Source organism: Streptomyces sp. NPDC040589 (genome assembly GCF_055594445.1).
This window is the reverse complement of the sequence record NZ_JBVIWP010000009.1, coordinates 332,218-348,829: the sequence shown is the minus strand read 5'-3', so window position 1 is coordinate 348,829 and position 16,612 is coordinate 332,218. Positions and strand designations below refer to the sequence as shown.

General features: G+C 71.6%; 14 protein-coding genes. 5 read left to right on the top strand and 9 right to left on the bottom strand.

The features are described 5' to 3' along the window. Window positions 1–191: 191 nt before the first annotated feature. Complete coding sequence (locus ACZ58V_RS33340; RefSeq protein ID WP_471294770.1) at window positions 192–1,301, bottom strand: PP2C family protein-serine/threonine phosphatase; 1,110 nt, start codon at window positions 1,299–1,301, stop codon at window positions 192–194. Window positions 1,302–1,618: 317 nt separating this feature from the next. Between ACZ58V_RS33340 and ACZ58V_RS33335 the strand changes: the two genes are divergently transcribed. After that, the gene (locus ACZ58V_RS33335; protein ID WP_471294767.1) at window positions 1,619–2,506 is read left to right on the top strand and encodes a GNAT family N-acetyltransferase; all 888 of its coding nucleotides are present in this window, start codon (window positions 1,619–1,621) and stop codon (window positions 2,504–2,506) included. Window positions 2,507–2,530: 24 nt separating this feature from the next. On the opposite strand, the gene ACZ58V_RS33330 is transcribed toward ACZ58V_RS33335, so the two are convergent. Next, on the bottom strand, window positions 2,531–3,415 hold the full coding sequence (locus tag ACZ58V_RS33330; RefSeq protein ID WP_471294765.1) for a Gfo/Idh/MocA family protein: 885 nt from the start codon (window positions 3,413–3,415) through the stop codon (window positions 2,531–2,533). A 204-nt stretch (window positions 3,416–3,619) separates the two neighbouring features. Here ACZ58V_RS33330 and helR point away from each other — a divergent pair, with 204 nt between their 5' ends. Next, window positions 3,620–5,806: an RNA polymerase recycling motor ATPase HelR gene (helR, locus tag ACZ58V_RS33325; protein ID WP_471294764.1), complete on the top strand. Its 2,187-nt coding sequence runs from the start codon at window positions 3,620–3,622 to the stop codon at window positions 5,804–5,806. Here helR and ACZ58V_RS33320 read toward each other — a convergent pair. Genes ACZ58V_RS33320 through ACZ58V_RS33305 form a run of 4 tightly spaced genes read right to left on the bottom strand, consistent with a single transcriptional unit; the run spans window position 5,796 to window position 10,108 of the window. Further along, window positions 5,796–6,662, bottom strand: coding sequence for a sugar phosphate isomerase/epimerase family protein (locus ACZ58V_RS33320; RefSeq protein WP_468195967.1), 867 nt, complete (start codon window positions 6,660–6,662; stop codon window positions 5,796–5,798). The genes helR and ACZ58V_RS33320 overlap by 11 nt on opposite strands. Next, complete coding sequence (locus tag ACZ58V_RS33315; RefSeq protein ID WP_471294761.1) at window positions 6,659–7,681, bottom strand: Gfo/Idh/MocA family protein; 1,023 nt, start codon at window positions 7,679–7,681, stop codon at window positions 6,659–6,661. Before ACZ58V_RS33315 ends, ACZ58V_RS33320 begins: the two co-directional genes overlap by 4 nt. Before the next feature lie 21 nt (window positions 7,682–7,702). After that, window positions 7,703–9,148 carry a sugar porter family MFS transporter gene (locus ACZ58V_RS33310; protein ID WP_471294759.1) on the bottom strand — a complete coding sequence of 482 codons (1,446 nt, stop codon included), beginning with the start codon at window positions 9,146–9,148 and terminating at the stop codon, window positions 7,703–7,705. A gap of 9 nt (window positions 9,149–9,157) precedes the next feature. Further along, window positions 9,158–10,108 (bottom strand): TIM barrel protein, encoded by a 951-nt coding sequence (locus ACZ58V_RS33305; RefSeq protein ID WP_468195960.1) that lies wholly within the window; start codon window positions 10,106–10,108, stop codon window positions 9,158–9,160. A 227-nt stretch (window positions 10,109–10,335) separates the two neighbouring features. Between ACZ58V_RS33305 and ACZ58V_RS33300 the strand changes: the two genes are divergently transcribed. Continuing rightward, complete coding sequence (locus tag ACZ58V_RS33300; protein WP_468195957.1) at window positions 10,336–11,328, top strand: LacI family DNA-binding transcriptional regulator; 993 nt, start codon at window positions 10,336–10,338, stop codon at window positions 11,326–11,328. A gap of 32 nt (window positions 11,329–11,360) precedes the next feature. Here the strand turns inward: ACZ58V_RS33300 and ACZ58V_RS33295 are convergent, their stop codons facing one another. Further along, window positions 11,361–12,365, bottom strand: a complete 1,005-nt coding sequence (locus ACZ58V_RS33295) for a substrate-binding domain-containing protein (protein WP_471294757.1) — start codon at window positions 12,363–12,365, stop codon at window positions 11,361–11,363. Window positions 12,366–12,698: 333 nt separating this feature from the next. Then, window positions 12,699–13,112, bottom strand: coding sequence for a VOC family protein (locus ACZ58V_RS33290; protein WP_189727585.1), 414 nt, complete (start codon window positions 13,110–13,112; stop codon window positions 12,699–12,701). Window positions 13,113–13,299: 187 nt separating this feature from the next. Here ACZ58V_RS33290 and ACZ58V_RS33285 point away from each other — a divergent pair, with 187 nt between their 5' ends. Beyond that, window positions 13,300–14,160, top strand: coding sequence for an aldo/keto reductase (locus ACZ58V_RS33285; RefSeq protein WP_471294756.1), 861 nt, complete (start codon window positions 13,300–13,302; stop codon window positions 14,158–14,160). Between the two features lie 292 nt (window positions 14,161–14,452). Here the strand turns inward: ACZ58V_RS33285 and ACZ58V_RS33280 are convergent, their stop codons facing one another. Further along, the gene (locus ACZ58V_RS33280) at window positions 14,453–14,689 is read right to left on the bottom strand and encodes a hypothetical protein (RefSeq protein WP_432971678.1); all 237 of its coding nucleotides are present in this window, start codon (window positions 14,687–14,689) and stop codon (window positions 14,453–14,455) included. Between the two features lie 193 nt (window positions 14,690–14,882). Here ACZ58V_RS33280 and ACZ58V_RS33275 point away from each other — a divergent pair, with 193 nt between their 5' ends. Beyond that, entirely contained in the window at window positions 14,883–16,604 is a 1,722-nt protein-coding gene (locus tag ACZ58V_RS33275) for a hypothetical protein (RefSeq protein WP_471294753.1), read from the top strand. The last annotated feature ends 8 nt before the right edge of the window (window positions 16,605–16,612 follow it).

Sequence of the window (16,612 nt, the reverse complement as noted above, 5' to 3'; positions counted from 1 at the left end):
CCCCCCCCCCCCACCCCCCCCCCCCCCCCCCCCCCCCCCCCCCCCCCCCCCCCCCCCCCCCCCCCCCCCCCCCCCCCCCCCCCCCCCCCCCCCCCCCCCTCCCCCCCCCCCCCCCCCCCCCCCCCCCCCCCCCCCCCCCCCCCCCCCCCCCCCCCCCCCCCCCCCCCCCCCCCCCCCCCCCCCGGCCGCCGTCAGGGCCCGCTCTGCGGACAGGGTGCGAGCACGAGCATCGTGACGTCGTCCCGTATGTCCGGGCAGTGCCGGACCAGGTCGTCCCACACCCTTTCGGCCAGGGCCGCCGGCTCCTCCTCGGCGAAGCCCGGCAGCCGCTCGGTCAGCGGGTAGAAGACCCCCTCGGCGTCCCTGGCCTCGGTGACCCCGTCGGACGCGAGGAAGAGCCGGTCACCGGCGCGCAGCCGCACCGAGACGACCCGGGGCGCAGACGCCTCGGCGAGGCCGAGACCGAGCGGTGTGCACGGCTCGATGTCCAGCTCGACGGCACGCCCGTCGCGCAGCAGCAGCGGCCCGGACTGCCCGCAGGCCACGATCCGCACCACACGGGCGTCGGCGGAGAACCCGAGCAGCACCGCCGTCGCGAACAACTCGGCGTGCGGCTCGCCCGCCGAGTCCGCCACCAGCCTCCGGTCGAGCCGGGCCGCCACCGCCTCCGGATCCGGCTGGTCCAGCACCGCCTCCCGGAACGCCCCCAGCAGCGACGAGACCGTGGCGACGGCCGACAGACCGTGTCCCTGGACATCGCCCATGACCGCCCGTACGCCGTAGGGGCCCGCCCGTACGTCGAAGAAGTCGCCCCCGACCAGCGTTCCGCTCTGCGCGGCCCGGTACAGCCCCGCGCACCGCACCGGCCCGACCCGTTCCCGCAGCGGCGGCACGACGGCCCGCTGCGCGGCCTCGGCGACGGCCCGTTCCGTGACCAGCTGGGCGTCCCGCCTGCTGCGGACGAACGACAGCAGCACACTCAGTACCGCCACGAAGCACACGGTCAGTAGATCGGTGCTGCCGGGGTCGTTCAGGCTGAACACCGGGATGGTCAGCACGACCACCACCAGCGCGCCCAGCACCGCCGTCGCCAGCGGTCCGTGCGCGAGCACGGCCAGGGGCGGGATGGCACCCAGCAGGAAGCCGATGTCGAGCGGCTCCGGACTGATCAGCTCCGCCGCGCACACGCCCGCCAGCAGCGCGGACGGCAGCACCCGGGCCCAGCCCGGCGGGGGCGCGCCGCGCAGCCAGCCGCGCCGGTCCCGGTCCCGGCGCGGCAGCCGGTCGCGCACACTGCTCACACCACCACGCTGCTACGGCCGCCCGGGCGCCGCACGCCGGGCCCGGGCGGACGCCCCTGGGCCGGCGGGAAGGGCGTGGGCGTCAGCCGGGCGTCGTGGTCGGTCAGACCGGAGGGCCGCTTGAGCCGAACCGGAAATTCGTTGGACGGTCCGCCGGCGGCCCCGTAGCCTGTGGCGCGCCACGCCTCGAGACCTGTGGAAGGAGGGCAGAGCCGTGCAGTTCACACCGTTCCAGCGCTCCCTGACCCTCGTCCCCGGCGTGTCTCGACCGACCTGACCGGGAGCGCTCTTCGCAGCATGCTTCCCGGAGGAAGTCCATGACCGACGTGGTCATCCGCGCGCTCGACGCGAGCGCCGTCGATCTCTTCGACACCCTGCCCGACCCGCTGGGCGCCCGTGAGGGGCACCAGCGGACCCTGCACCGCCCCGAGTGGAAACGGGTGGCCCTGCGCGACGGCAAGGTCGTCGCCCGCGGCGCCTGGTGGGGCGGCCCCGGCGACACCGAGCCCGTCAACCTCAACTGGTTCGACGTCGCGGAAGGCGAGGAGGAAGCAGGCGCCGCACTCCTGCGCTCCGCGCCCTGGCAGGTGGAACTCGAACTGAACCTGCCCCCCGGCTGGCGCGACACCCCGGCCCTGCGCACCGCCGCCGAGACCCGCTTCACCGCCGCGCGGAAGGCCGGCTACGACCTCCTGGTCGAACGCCTGCTGTACCGATGGACCCCCGAGCACGGCCTGCCCGAACGACCCGGGCGCCTCGTCTTCCGAGCCGAACCGGACGACGCCGTGTTCTTCGACGCGCTGCGCCGCATCCACTCCGTCACCCTGGACGCCCACGCGCTGAAGGACATCGAGGAGGGCGGACTCGACCGGGCGGCCCAGGAGGAACTCGACTTCTTCCGCTGGTGCCCCTCGCCGCGCGAGTGGTGGCAGGTCGCGTCCACACCGGAGGGCGAGCCGGTCGGCATCCACATCCCGGCCCACAACCCGTCGGGCCCGTGCATCGGCTTCATCGGCGTCCTGCCGGACCAGCGAGGCCGCGGCTACGCCTACGACCTCCTGGTCGAGTGCACCCGCTTCCTGGTCGAACAGGGCGCGGAGTTCGTCGCCGCCGCCACGGACCAGGGCAACTTCCCCATGGCGGCGAACTTCGCCAAGGCCGGTTTCCCGGTGGTCAAGGAACGGCTCAACTTCCACCCGGTGTAGGCGGCTGCTCGGCGGCGACGCGGACTAGCGTGCGCCGCCGTTCAGCAGGTCGTCGGCCGCCGTGAGGATCTCCGTCACTCGAAGGCCGAACGCCGCGTCGCACGCGTGCGGGCGGCCGGTGCGGGCCGCGGTGAGCAGGGCGTCCGCGGCCCGCATCAGGGCGGGGACCGCTCCGTCGGAACTCTCCGGCAGGACCGCGACCCCGGCCTCTCCCCGCACCTCCAGCGCGGCACCGGCCGCGGCGGGCGGTGCCGTCAGGCTCAGGGTGAGCGTGCTCGACGCGCCACCGGAGTGGTCGAGGACGACATGCACCGTGTCCCCGGGACCGTACGCGGCCGCCGTCACATGCCGCACATCGCCGAGCACCGGCAGCAGCACGGACAGGGCGTGCGGCCCGACGTCCCACAGGGCGCCCTTCTCCCGCCGCCACGGCGTCGCGAAGGGGCTCTCGCTGGTGAACACCGCCCCGAGCCACTGCGCCCACCCCGTGAACCAGCCCGGAACTCCCGCCTGTTCGGTGATCCACGCCTGCGGCTCGGGCTGGAAGCGGGTCGTGAAGAACACGACCGAGGCGACCCCCGCCTCCTCGACGGCCTCGACCACGGCCCGCCCCTGCTCCACCGTCGGCGCGAGAGGCTTGTCGAGCAGCAGATGGCACCCGGCCCGCGCCGCACGCGCGGCGAGTTCGGCCTGCACCTGGGGAGGCAGCGCCACGGCGACCGCGTCCACGTCGGCGAACAGCTCGTCGACGTCGTCGTACACTGGCACGCCGTGCCGCTCGGCCAACTCCTTCGCGGCCTCGGGGCGGCGGCCCCAGACCCCGGCGAAGTCCAGCCCCTCGTGCCGGCTCAGTGCGGGTGCGTGGGCCATCTGCGCCCACGGTCCGGTGCCCAGCAGTCCTATCCGCATGCCGCCGCCTCTCCACGCTGCCTGAACGAAGAGAGTGCCACACCGAAGAGACCGGCGACCGGGAGGGCCGCACAACAAGAAAGGCAAGGAGTCGTCTCCTTGCCACTCTCAACTTATAGCGCACAGGGGGTCTTGCGGCAAGGCCCCCGTCGTGCCGCAAACTATCCGGCCTAAGCCCAGGACCTGCGGAAACGGGAGCATGACGTGACCCCCCTGACCATGAGCGCGTTCGATCTTCCCGACCGGCTCTCCCACAAGTCCGACCCTGTGCTGATCGCCGGGGACGAGCGGCACTTCGCCGCCGTCGCCGAGTGTCTGGAGCAGTCGATCGCCGAACTGTCCGACCGGCTGCAGGCCGAGCGCAGGGCGCCCGGCGGCAAGGGCCGGGAGGCGATGGACCGGGACGCGGAGATCCACCGGCTGACCACCCGTCTGCGCGCACTGCGCCGCTTCGGACTGGACCTGTGCCTCGGGCACATGGTCGGTGCCGACGACTCCGAGCCCGTGTACGTGGGACGACTCGGCCTCACGGACAGCGAGGGGCGACGGCTCCTGGTCGACTGGCGTTCTCCCGCCGCCGAGCCGTTCTTCGGAGCCACCCACGCCGACCCGATGGGCCTGGCGAGCCGCCGCAGATACCGCTGGACCGGCGGCCGGATCAGCGACTACTGGGACGAGGTGTTCACCGCGGACGGCATCTCCGGGCATGCCGCGCTCGACGACCAGTCCGCCTTCATCGCCAGCCTGGGCACCGACCGCTCGCCCCGGATGCGGGACGTGCTCGGCACCATCCAGTCCGACCAGGACGCCATCATCCGCGCGGGCTCCCGCGGCGCCCTCGTCGTCGACGGCGGCCCGGGCACCGGCAAGACCGTCGTCGCCCTGCACCGCTCCGCCTACCTCCTCTACTCCGACCCGCGCCTCGGGCAGCACCGCCGGGGCAGCGTGCTCTTCGTCGGCCCGCACCGGCCCTACCTGTCCTACGTCTCCGACGTCCTGCCCGGCCTCGGCGAGGAGGGCGTGCAGACCTGCGTCCTGCGGGACCTCGTCGACGAGGGAGCCGCGGCCGGGACCGAGGCCGACCAGGACGTGGCACGCCTGAAGTCGTCCGCGGACATGGTGAGGGCGATCGAGAAAGCCGTCACGTTCTACGAGGAGCCGCCCACCGAGCCGATGACGGTCACGACCCACTGGTCCGACGTCCACCTCGGCGCCCGCGAGTGGGCCGTGGCCTTCGCGGCGGCGGAGCCCGGCACCCCGCACAACGAGGCGCGCGACCAGGTCTGGGAGGAACTGCTCACGATCATCCAGGACAAGCACGACGGCGACGTGTCGGCCGACCTGCTCCGCAGATCGCTGTCGCAGAACAGGGAACTGCGCACGGTCTTCAACCGCGCGTGGCCGCTGCTCGAAGCGACCGACCTCGTGTCGGACCTGTGGTCGGTGCCCGCCTATCTGCGGATGTGCGCGCCCTGGCTCAGCCGGGACGAGGTCCGGAAACTGCAGCGCGCGGACGCCCAGGCCTGGACCGTGTCCGACCTGCCGATCCTGGACGCCGCACGGCAGCGGCTCGGCGACCCGGAGGCGGCCCGGCGCAAGCGCCGGAACAAGGCCATCCTCGCCGGCCAGCGCGAGCACATGGCGCGGGTCGTCGACAACCTGATCGAGGCCACTGCCGACTCGGGCGCCGACGGTGACGAGGGCGAAGGCCTGGTGTCCATGCTGCGCGGCGAGGACGCCCAGGTCAGCCTGGTCAACGAGGCCGAACTGACCACCATCGAGCCGGACGTGCTCACCGGCCCCTTCGCCCACATCGTCGTGGACGAGGCCCAGGAGCTGACCGACGCGGAATGGCAGATGCTGCTGCTGCGCTGCCCGTCCCGCAGCTTCACCATCGTCGGGGACCGCGCCCAGGCCCGGCACGGCTTCACGCAGTCGTGGCGGGAACGGCTCCAGCGGGTCGGGTTCGACCGGCTCGACCTCGCCTCGCTGAGTATCAACTACCGCACACCGGAGGAGATCATGACGGAGGCAGAGCCGGTCATCCGCACCGTGCTCCCGGACGCCAACGTGCCGACCTCCATCCGCAGCGGCGGCGTCCCCGTCGTCCACGGAGCCGCCTCGGAGCTGAGCTCGGTCCTCGACACCTGGCTGGCCGCCCATGCCGACGGGATCGCCTGTGTCATCGGCGATCCCGCGTTCCAGCCCCCCTCGTCACGCGTCCGGTCGCTGACCCCGGAGCTGTCGAAGGGGCTGGAGTTCGACCTGGTCGTCCTCGTCGACCCGGAGGAGTTCGGCACCGGCGTCGAAGGAGCGGTCGACCGCTATGTCGCGATGACCAGGGCCACCCGGCAGCTCGTCGTCCTCACGAGCCCCGGTCCTACGCGGTGAGCTCCTTCCGGATGCGGTCCAGCATGAACGCCGACGACTCCCGGGCCCGCTCCTCCCAGGCGAAGACACAGGCCGTGGCGACACCGTCGAAGCCCAGCTCGCGCAGTGTGCCGAAGAAGGTGTCCCAGTCGACCTCGCCCTGACCGATGTCGAGGTGCTGATGGATCCGGGCGGGCGTGCCGGGCGGGTTGAGGATGTACCGCAGACCGCTGGAGCCCTTGTGGTTGAAGGAGTCCGCGACATGCACGTGCTGGAGCTTGTCACCGGCGTAGCGCATCATCGCCGCGATGTCCGCCGTCGGGTCGGAGCCCGAGAGATGGAAGGTGTGCGGGGCGCAGTACAGGTAGTTCACCCACGGCTTGTTGATCGCGCGGACGAGGTCGACGGCCGGGGTGTTCTCCTCGCAGAAGTCGTCCGGGTGGGCCTCCAGATTCAGGGCGATGCCCTCCCGTTCGAAGACCGGCAGCAACTCCTCCAGCGAACGCCAGAAGGCGGACTCGCTCTCGGCGGCGCGTTCGGGGCGGCCGTTGAACTCCGAGTTCATCAGGGGGCATTCGAGATCCACGGTGATCTCGATCATCCGCTTCCAGTAGCGGACGGCCGCCTGCCGCTCGGTCTCGTCCGGCGAGGACCATTTGTACAGCGGCAGCACCGAGGACAGCCGCACACCGTACCGGCGCAGCGACTCCTTCAGCTCCGCCACCCGCGCGTCGTCCGCCCGCGGGTGCAGGAAGAACGGCATGAAGTCCTCGCGAGGCGACAACTCTATGTATTCGTAGCCGAGTTCGGCGACCGTGCGCACCATCTCGTCGATCGGCAGGGCACGGAACATGTACGGGTCGAGGGCGATCTTCACGCGGTGCCTCCGTAGAACGCGGGGCGGGGCTTGATGTCGACGGTGACGATCTCTCCGCCGCCGGCCTCCTGGGAGCGGACGGCGGCGTCGGAGATGACGGTGGCGGCGTAACCGTCCCAGGCGGACGGCCCGGTGGGCTCGGTACCGGCCGCCACGGTGGCGACCCACTCGCGGAACTCGGTGTCGAAGGCCTCCGCGAACCGGTCCTTCCAGTCCTGCAGCACACCCGTGCCGTGCCGGGCGGCGGTGCGGATCCCGACGGCCGCCGGGTCGGGCAGCCGGACCAGGCCGTCCTCGCCCACGACCTCGCACTGGATGTCGTAGCCGTACTGGCAGTTGACGAAGACCTCCAGGTCGACACGGACACCCTCGCGGGTCTCGAAGACCATGATCTGCGGGTCCTTCAGGTGACCGAACCGCTTGCTCGTGGCGCGCGGGGTGACCACCTGGGCGGAGACGATCTCGTCGTCGAGCAGCCAGCGCAGCACGTCGATCTCGTGCACGGCCGTGTCCTGCGCGGCCATCGCGGAGTGGTACGACTCCGGGACGGTCGGGTTGCGGTGGGCGCAGTGCACCATCAGCGGGGCCCCGAGCGAACCGGTCGACAGGACCTCCTTCATCTGGCGGTACCCGGCGTCGAAGCGGCGCATGAACCCGACCTGCACCAGCCGGCGGCCGTGCGCCCGCTCGGCCTCGACGATCCGCAGACAGTCCTCCGCGGTCGTGGCCAGGGGCTTCTCGCAGAACACCGGCTTGCCGGCGGCGATCGCGTTCAGGACGTGCTCGGCGTGGGTCGGCCCCCACGAGGTGACGAGGACGGCGTCCACGTCGGGGGAGGCGACCAGATCAGCGCCGGTGGGCAGTGCGGTGGCACCGCACCGGGCCGCCACCTCGGCGGCGCGCTCGGTGTCGACATCGGCCACCGCCGCGACAGTGGCCCCGGTGACGACCTCGGTGAGCCGCCGGATGTGGTCCTGGCCGATCATTCCGGCGCCGATGACGCCTACACGTACGGTCATGGAGAACTCCTCGAAGGATGATCAGGAAAAGCGCGTCCGGAGCTCGGCCTCGAGGGATTCGAGGGTGCGGCCCTTGGTCTCGGGGACGTACAGCTTCACGAAGGTGAGGGACAGCAGGCCCGCCACCACGAACAGGAAGAAGGTGTTGGAGATCCCGATCCCGGACACCAGGGACGGGAAGACAAGACCGATCACGAAGTTGGTCAGCCACAGCACCACGGCCGCGACGCCCATACCGAAGCCGCGCATCCGCATCGGGAAGATCTCCGACAGCATCAGCCAGGTCACCGGCGAGATCGCGCCCTGCTGGAAGGCGAGGAACGTGACCGTCATCGCGAGCACCGCGAACGCCCGCGGATCACCCGACGGCAGCACAAGAGAGAACACGCCGATCAGCAACAGGGCCGCGGTCGTGCCGAGCTGGCCGGTCATCAGCATCGGCCGGCGGTTGACCCGCCCGAGCAGCCAGATGCCGACGAAGGTGGCCAGCACCGAGATCACACCGTTGGCGATGTTCGCCGTCAGCGCGCTGTCGGCGGCGAAACCGGCGTCGGTGAGGATCTGCGTGCCGTAATACATGATCGTGTTGACGCCGGTGATCTGCTGCACGATCGCGATGCCGAACCCGACGAACATCAGCTTCCGCACCCACGGCGTGCTCTTGATGTCCTGCCAGCCGCCGAGCTTCTCCCGCTCGTCCTTGACGGCCAGCGCGGAGACCTCCTTCAGCTCGGCCTCGGCCCGGGCCCGCGACCGCACCTGCTTGAGGACTTCGAGGGCCTCGCCGAAGCGGCTCTGGGAGGCCAGCCAGCGCGGGCTCTCCGGCATCACCAGCATGCCGAACCAGAGCACCACCGCCGGCAGTGTGGCGATGACCAGCATCCAGCGCCACACACCGCCGGACTCGCCGCCGACCTGCGCGATGATCGCGTTGGATGTGAACGCCAGCAGCTGACCGGAGACGATCATCAGCTCGTTCCGGGTGACGAGAGCACCGCGCCGCTCGGCGGGCGACACCTCCGCGAGATACACCGGCACGGTCACCGAGGCACCGCCGACCGCGAGACCGAGCACGAAGCGCGCCACGATCATCACCTCGGTCGTCGGGGCGAGCGTGCAGCCGAGCGCGCCGACGAAGAACAGCACGGCCAGCAGCAGGATGTTGCGGCGCCTGCCGCGGGCGTCCGACAACCGGCCGCCGGTCACCGCGCCCAGCGCCGCACCCAGCAGCAGCGAACTGGTGACCATGCCCTCGGTGACCGGGGTCAGGCCGAGGTCGTCGGTCATGTAGGGCAGGGCGCCGTTGATGACGCCCGTGTCGTAGCCGAAGAGCAGACCACCGAACGTGGCGATGATGGTGATCATCCGCAGCCGGCGGGAGACCGCCGGCGGGGTCTCGTCCGCGACGCCCGTGGCCGGGGCCGGGGCCGGGTCGGATGCTGGTGTCGTGCCGTCCTTGACGTCCATGGCCGCTCCTTACCTGTCGATGGCCGGGCGGCGGGTACCCGAAAGACCGCAGCCGGCCAGGTGCTCGCGGGTGCCGACCGCGATCGGCAGCGGCACCTCGGGAGCGCACGGGTACAGGTCCTGCTCGACGATCACGAACAACTCGGCGTCGAGCCCGGCCAGTTCACCCACCACATCGGCCGGATCGGGCACCCCGGCGGGCGGCGACACGCACACCCCGCGCCGTACGGCCTCACCGAAGGACAGGTCCTCGGCCGCGACCTGCGCCAGGATCTCCGGATCCATCTGCTTGATGTGCACATAGCCGACCCGCTCACCGAACCGGCGGATCAGATCGAGGTTGTCCCCACCGCCGTACGCCACATGGCCCGTGTCCAGGCACAGATTCGTGTAGCGGCTGTCGGACTCGTTCAGCAGCCGCTCGATCTCCGGCTGTGTCTGGAGGTGACTGTCGGCGTGCGGATGGACGACCAGCCGTACGTCGTACTCCTCCAGCAGCAGCCTACCCAGCCGGTCGGCGGCCCGGCCGAACCCGGCCCACTGCTCGGCGGTCAGCTCGGGCGACTCGGTGAACGTGCCCGTCTTCTCGTCCCGGTACATGGGCGGAATGAAGACCAGGTGATGCGCCCCCGCGGCCGCGGTCAGCGCGGCGACCTGCCGGACATGGGCGAGCATCTCGTCCCAGGCCTCGGGCCGGTGCAGCGCGCCGAACGCCGTACCGCCGGAGACCTTCAGCCCCCGGGCGTCCAGCTCGGCCTTCAGCCGCCGCGGGTCGGTGGGCAGATAGCCGTACGGGCCGAGCTCCAGCCACTCGTATCCGGCCTGGACCAGCTCGTCGAGGAAACGGGTGTACGGCACCTGGTGCTGGTCCTCGGGGAACCACACCCCCCAGGAGTCGGGGGCGGAGCCGAGGCACAGGTTGCCGACAGTGGTACGGAGTGGGACGGGCGCCGTTGCCATGGTCAGTGTCCTTGGAGGAGAGGGGGAGGGTGCCTGAGCGATGTGACGCGCGCTACTAGCGCGCTCTAGTCGAGTACGATGACCCCTGTCCAAATGTCATGTCAATAGGTTGTTGCTGGGAGATTGCGGGGCCCCATTGCCGGATCCCCGCGCGGGACACCCCGTAAGGTGGGCGCCGTCGGAGGGTGGGTTCACAGGTGGATGCATCGGGCAGGCAGCGGCCCACGATGGCGGACGTCGCCGAGAAGGCGGGCGTCTCGCGCGCCCTCGTCTCGATCATCTTCCGCAACCAGGCGGGAGCCGGCCGGGAGACCCGGGAGCGGGTCCTGCGCGTGGCCGACGAGATCGGCTACCGGCCCGACAGCGCGGCCCGGCTGCTGGCCCGTGGCCGCAGCCGCACGCTCGGCGTGATGTTCGCCGTGCACCAGACCTTCCACACGGATCTCATCACCGGCATCTATCCGGAGGCCGAGCGGCTCGGGTACGACGTCCTGCTCTCCGGCTCCACCCAGGGGCGCAGTGAGGCCAAGGCGGTCGAGGCGCTGCTCAGCCACCGCTGCGAGGCGGTGATCCTGCTCGGCCCGGACGCCCGGCCCGGCTACCTCGAAGAACTCGGGCAGCGCACGGTCACCGTCTCGGTCAGCCGCCGCGTGCCCCAGGCCCATGTCGACTTCGTGCACTCCGCCGAGGGCAAGGGCGTCCGGCAGGCCATGGACTACCTGGTGGAGCTGGGTCACCGCCGGATCGTGCACATCGACGGCGGACGCGGGCCAGGTTCGGCGGAGCGGCGGCGTGCCTACCGTGCCGCGATGCGCCGCCACGGGCTGGAGGACCAGGCCCGGGTGATTCCCGGCCGTCACACCGAGGACTCCGGTGTCGAGACCGGCCGTCTGCTCCTGGCCGAGCGCGACAGCGGGCGGCCGTTGCCGACGGCGGTCCTCGCCGGCAACGACCGCTGCGCCATGGGCCTGCTGATGTCCCTCACCCGGGCGGGCATCGAGGTCCCGCGCGATCTGTCCGTCGTCGGCTACGACGACAGCCACCTCTCCCACCTGATGCCGATCGGCCTGACCACGGTCCGTCAGGACGCGGCCCTGATGGCCGAGCACGCCGTCCGCTTCGCCGTCGAGCGGCTGGAGAACGGCGAACTGCCGCCGCGTGAGGCGGTGCTGGATCCGAAGCTGGTGGTACGGGGGACCAGCGGGCCGGCCCCGGCGTAGCAGGCACGCCGCCCCGCCCGCCCGGGGCCGCTCTAGCGCGTCCCCTTCTTCGAGAACTCCGCGACGGTGTCGGCGTTGTCCTTCGTGATGAACGCCGGACCGGTGAGTACGGGAGCCGTGCCGCCGCCGCTGAAGTTGCCATTCGTCCTGTACAGCCACAGTGCGTCGACGGCGAGGTAGCCCTGGAGGTAGGGCTGCTGGTCGACGGCGAACTCGATGTCGCCGCCCTGGACGGCGGCGACGAGGTCCTTGTTGAGGTCGAAGGTGGCTACCTCGGCCTCGCTGCCCGCGTCCCGTACCGACTGCACCGCGGTCAAGGCGATCGGGGCGCCGAGCGTGACCACCTGGTCGATGGTGGAGTCCTTCTGGAGCTTGGCGGTCAGCGTCGACTTCACGGAGGGCATGTCGGTGCCGTTGACGTACAGGTTCTCCGTGGTGCCCTTGAAACCCTTCTTCAGGCCGGCGCAGCGTGCCTCCAGCGCGACCTGGCCCTGCTCCTGGATCACGCAGACGGCGTGCTCGGCGCCCAGTTGGTTGAGGCGCTCCCCGAAGGCCTGGCCGGCGATGTTCTCGTCCTGGCCGAAGTACTCGAGCATGCCGAGTTCCTTCCAGTCGTCCAGGCCGGAGTTGAAGCCGACGACGGGGATGCCGGCGGCCTTGGCCTTGGCCACCGCTGCCTTCATGGCGTCGGGCTTGGCCGCGGTGAGCGCGATGCCGTCGACCTTCTGGTCGATGGCGTTCTGCACGAGGTTGGCCTGGTTTCCGGCGACGGGGTCGCTGGAGTAGACGAGCTTGATGTTGTCCTTCGCGGCAGCGGCCTGGGCCCCCTTGCGGATCAGGTCCCAGAAGGTGTCGCCGGGCGCCGCGTGGGTGATCATGGCGACGGTCATCCGCGGGGTGGTGGCCTTGCCCGCGGCGGCGTCTGTGCCCCCGGTCTCGGACTGCTTCCCGCCGGAGCCGCTGGAGCAGCCTGCGGCGAGCAGCGCGCCCACGAGGGCGGCGGCGGTCAGGGCGGCGGGTCTGTGGTGTCTGCGCATGTCGGGTGCACCTCGCTGTGCGGGGAGGGAGAGAGGGTGCCGCGCCCGGTCCGGGGAGGCGGGTGGCGCATGAGTGTCCTGGGCGGCGGTATCGGGGGCCGCGGTGGTCCTGGGTGAGGACTCCTGCGTACTCGGTGGCTGGAGCGCGTTACTAGCGCGCTCTAGTGGCAGGTACTATGCGGCCGCCCTTCCGGGGATGTCAACAGCTTTGTCAGGACGTACCAACAAAACGGAGGTGGCGGAACAGCAGAGCCGCCCGTGCGCGCCGGCCTGGGGGCGGCGTGAACGGGCGGCTCTGGGCGGACGGTCCTGGACCGTCCCGGTCGGTTCCGCTCAGCTCTCCGGTCTGCCGATGTTGACCATCCACGGGGTGCCGAAGCGGTCCGTGCACATGCCGAACTCGTCGCCCCACATCTGCTTCTCGAGCGGCACCGACACCGAGCCGCTGTCGGAGAGCTTCTCCCAGTAGCCGCGCAGCTCGGCGTCGTCGTCACCGCTCAGGCTCACGGAGAAGGGGGTGCCCGGCGCGGACTCCATGCCCGGCGGGTTGTCGGCGCCCATCAGGGTGAAGCCGCTGGTCGTCTCCAGCATGCCGTGCATGATCTTGTCGGCGTTCGGGGCGTCCGCCTGGCCGAAATCGCCGTAGCTGTTGAGGGTGAGGTTGCCGCCGAAGACCTCCTTGTAGAACTCCATCGCCTGCCGGGCTTCGCCGTTGAAGGTGAGGTACGGATTGAGGCGCGTGACCATGTGAACCTCCCGGAGGGGCAAAAGGGTCATTTGCGCGCAGCGTAGCGCCGGGCACTGACAATGGCTCGCCGAGCGCGCCGGGCAGGGGGCGGGGGAGCGGGGTGCCAGGCGGGCGCCGGACGGCCGGAGTGGACGCCAACTGACTTGTTAGCGTTGGCCCTTGAGCGCACGGGGATGGAGACAGCTCATGACATCGACCACCTTCCGCGTCGGCGGGGATCTGGACGTACGCCGGCTCGGTTTCGGAGCCATGCATCTGCCGGCCGAGCCCGGACCCGACCGGGAGAACGCCCTCGCGGTCGCCCGGCGGGCCGTGGAGCTGGGCGTCACCCTGATCGACACGGCCCACCTGTACGGCGAGGGAGCCAATGAGGAACTGCTCGCCGAGGCGTTGCACCCCTACCCGGAGGGGCTGCTGATCACCACCAAGGTCGGTGTCGCGCGCACCGGCCCGGGAGGCGAGTGGAAGTTCGACGGACGGCCCGAGATCCTGCGTGCCCAGGTCGAGCAGGCCCTGCGCCGGCTGCGGGTCGAGCGGATCGAACTGCTCCAGCTGCACCGCATCGATCCCGACACGCCGCTCGCCGACCAGCTCGGCACGCTGCGGGAGCTTCAGGCCGAGGGCCTGGTCGGGCGGATCGGGCTGTCGGAGGTCTCCGTCGACGAGCTGGCCGAGGCCCGGGAGATCGTCGACGTCGTGAGCGTGCAGAACCGCTACAACCTGCTCGACCGCGAGCACGAGCCCGTTCTCGCGGCGTGTGCGGCGGCCGGTATCGCCTTCCTGCCGTGGCGGCCCGTGGCGTGGGGGAAGGCGGGGGCCGAGGCCGAGATCGCCGCCGTGGCGGCCGACCTCGGGGCCACGCCCACGCAGGTCGCGCTCGCCTGGCTCCTCGACCGCGCACCGGTCGTCCTGCCGATCCCCGGCACGGCCCGGATCGAGCACCTGGAGGAGAACCTCGCCGCCGCGGACATCGGCCTGACGCCCACCCAGCGCGCCCGCCTCGACGGACTGGCCGAGGGGGCAGGGCCCGGGTCAGGGGCGGGCTAGGCAGAGACTTGTGTGTCGTGTGGGGGGCCTCGCAGGGAGGGGTACGCGCCTCGGTGGGGGTTTGAGGTGCGGGGGCCATATCCGGGGTGGGCCGGGGTGTGGCCAGGGGGTCTGGCGTGGAGGGGCGCGTGCCTCGTCGGAGGCTGGAGGGGCAAGGGCCGAATCGGGGGCGGGCGGGGCAGAGTCCGGGGGCCTCGCAGGGAGGGGTACGGACGCGCCTCGTCGGGTGGCTGAGAGGCAACGGCCGAATCCGAAGCGGACCAGGGCAGGGCCCCGGGCGTCGCGCGGAGGCTCATGCCTCGTCGGAGCCGGACTCCCCGTTGTTCCAGTCGTACGGGCCTCCGCCGCGCCACTCGATCAGCTCGGTGTCGTCGACGGCCGTGTCGTGGGTGGGCAGGCCCTCGCGGTGCAGGAGGTCCAGCACGTCGAACAGGCTGTAGGCGACGCCCATGCGCTCGCCGTGGATGGTCACCAGCCGTCCGCCGTCCGACGCGGGCGGCTGCACGACCACGGGGGGTTGACCGTCCATAGCCCCACCATGCCCCCGAAACGGGCGGTTCGCAGCTCGGCCTGGACCATACGCGGGACGAACCGGTACTGCGCGTCGGTCCCGAGCCCCGGCGCCGGGTGCTCTGTGCGCCGGTGACAAGGCGCGACCGGGAAACTGAATTCTCGTCAGCACCCCCTGAGTGCCCTCCCGCCACAGCCCTAGCGTCCGTGGCATGGACATGAACCGCAGGAGCAGAGGGAAGTGGCGCGGCGCCGCACTCGCGGTACTGCTGACCGCCGGGACACTCACGGCCGCCGCCCCGGGTGCCCGGGCCGACGGGGCGCGGACCGAGACGCCCGTCGCGTCGACGTCCCCCGTCACCGGGGTGACCGAGTCGGTCGTACGGGTGAAGGTACCGCTGCCGGCGTCGGCCGGGCCTCGTCCGGCCGCGTGCGACTGGCTGTCGTATCTGCGCTACCGCTCGGCCGACGGGCCCGCCGCGTCAGCCCGCGCGGACCGGATCCTCATCGCCCAGCCCGGCATCCTGGAAGGAGCCGGGGCGTTCGACAGCGTCGCCCGCAACACCGTCACCAGGGCCGCCGAGCAGGGCGCGCACATCGAGTTCTGGGCGCTGGACCGGCGCTCCAACTGCCTGGAGGACCGTACCGGCATCGCCTCCGGCGACCAGCACAGCGCCGTCGACTACTACTACCGCGGCAAGCAGGTCGACGGCCGGACCTTCGGCGGCTACGCCGGCAACGGACAGCTGGGCTGGATGGCGAAGCTCGGGATCGAGCAGACCGTACGGGACCAGCACGACCTGCTCACCGCCGAGTTGCCCGACCAGACCCAGCGCAAGCGGAAGGTGCTGTGCGGCGGGCACTCGCTGGGCGGGGTCATCACCGGGTACTTCGCCGCCGCCGACTTCGACGGAAACCGGGCCACCACGGCGGACGCCGGGTACAACCAGTGCGCCGGCTACTTCGCCCTCGACACGACCGTCTCCACCTCGCTGGCCGACCTCAGCGGCAACCTGCCCGACGACACCAACCTGCCCGACATCGGCCTCGGTCACGGCGTCGTCCAGGCCGGACTGGACAGCGGGCTGCTGTCGCGCACGCTGTCCGCGCCGGTGCTGCTCAACCCCGAGACCATGACCCTGCTCGGTATCGCGGGCCTCGGCGCCCTCAAGGACCTGGAGGGTGAGGCCGACCTGCCCCGCTATCTGCCCTCCGGTGTCAACATCGAGGCCACGAACCGTTTCCTGTTCTCCAAGGACACCGCCGCCTTCCTCAGCGGCTCGCCGTCGGTGAAGGACTTCCGGCTCACCAACGGGGCGGTGCTCGGGGCGCTGCTGGACGACAACTCCGTACCACTGGCGTTCCTGCAGACCAGCGTCGGCTTCTTCGACGGCGGGCCCATCGCCGACAAGAGTTTCCCGGTGCCCAACGGCGGTGCGCAGCAGCCCGGTCTGTACGGCACCGCGTACAAGGCCATCCCGGACCGGCCCCAGGGCCCGCTCTACACCTGGCGCAACTACGACCGCGTCGGCGACCCCGACGACCCCGGATACCGGTCGGCCGACGGCACCCCGTTCACCGGTGCGGGCGAGGAGGTCACCGACGTGCGGCAACTGGCCCGCAGCCTGGCCGAGCAGCCACTGGACTTCACCGAGCAGTACTTCCCGACCAAGCTGGTCACGGACATCCAGCTGTCCACCTCGCCGCAGGTGAAGAAGCTCGTCGTCCATCCGGGCGGGCTCACCGCCAACCCGGTGCTCACCGTCCTCGCCGGTGAGGGACTGCTGGCCGGCCGGGTACCGCCCGAGCTGCATCCCGTGGTCGCCGACGGCTACCAGCACCTCGACGTGCTGACCGCCGCGCCCACGCAGAACGACGGCGGGCCCGAGGTCGTCTCCACCAGCCTCGCCGGGTTCGCCCGGTCACCCCGCTAGACACCGGA

What these genes read in the sequence shown, in the direction of transcription:
- ACZ58V_RS33335 (WP_471294767.1), top strand. Translation starts at nt 1,619, where the DNA reads ATGACCGACGTGGTCATCCGCGCGCTCGACGCGAGCGCCGTCGATCTC.
- ACZ58V_RS33330 (WP_471294765.1), bottom strand. Translation starts at nt 3,415, where the DNA reads ATGCGGATAGGACTGCTGGGCACCGGACCGTGGGCGCAGATGGCCCAC.
- ACZ58V_RS33315 (WP_471294761.1), bottom strand. Translation starts at nt 7,681, where the DNA reads ATGACCGTACGTGTAGGCGTCATCGGCGCCGGAATGATCGGCCAGGAC.
- ACZ58V_RS33310 (WP_471294759.1), bottom strand. Translation starts at nt 9,148, where the DNA reads ATGGACGTCAAGGACGGCACGACACCAGCATCCGACCCGGCCCCGGCC.
- ACZ58V_RS33305 (WP_468195960.1), bottom strand. Translation starts at nt 10,108, where the DNA reads ATGGCAACGGCGCCCGTCCCACTCCGTACCACTGTCGGCAACCTGTGC.
- ACZ58V_RS33300 (WP_468195957.1), top strand. Translation starts at nt 10,336, where the DNA reads ATGGCGGACGTCGCCGAGAAGGCGGGCGTCTCGCGCGCCCTCGTCTCG.
- ACZ58V_RS33295 (WP_471294757.1), bottom strand. Translation starts at nt 12,365, where the DNA reads ATGCGCAGACACCACAGACCCGCCGCCCTGACCGCCGCCGCCCTCGTG.
- ACZ58V_RS33290 (WP_189727585.1), bottom strand. Translation starts at nt 13,112, where the DNA reads ATGGTCACGCGCCTCAATCCGTACCTCACCTTCAACGGCGAAGCCCGG.
- ACZ58V_RS33285 (WP_471294756.1), top strand. Translation starts at nt 13,300, where the DNA reads ATGACATCGACCACCTTCCGCGTCGGCGGGGATCTGGACGTACGCCGG.
- ACZ58V_RS33280 (WP_432971678.1), bottom strand. Translation starts at nt 14,689, where the DNA reads ATGGACGGTCAACCCCCCGTGGTCGTGCAGCCGCCCGCGTCGGACGGC.
- ACZ58V_RS33275 (WP_471294753.1), top strand. Translation starts at nt 14,883, where the DNA reads ATGGACATGAACCGCAGGAGCAGAGGGAAGTGGCGCGGCGCCGCACTC.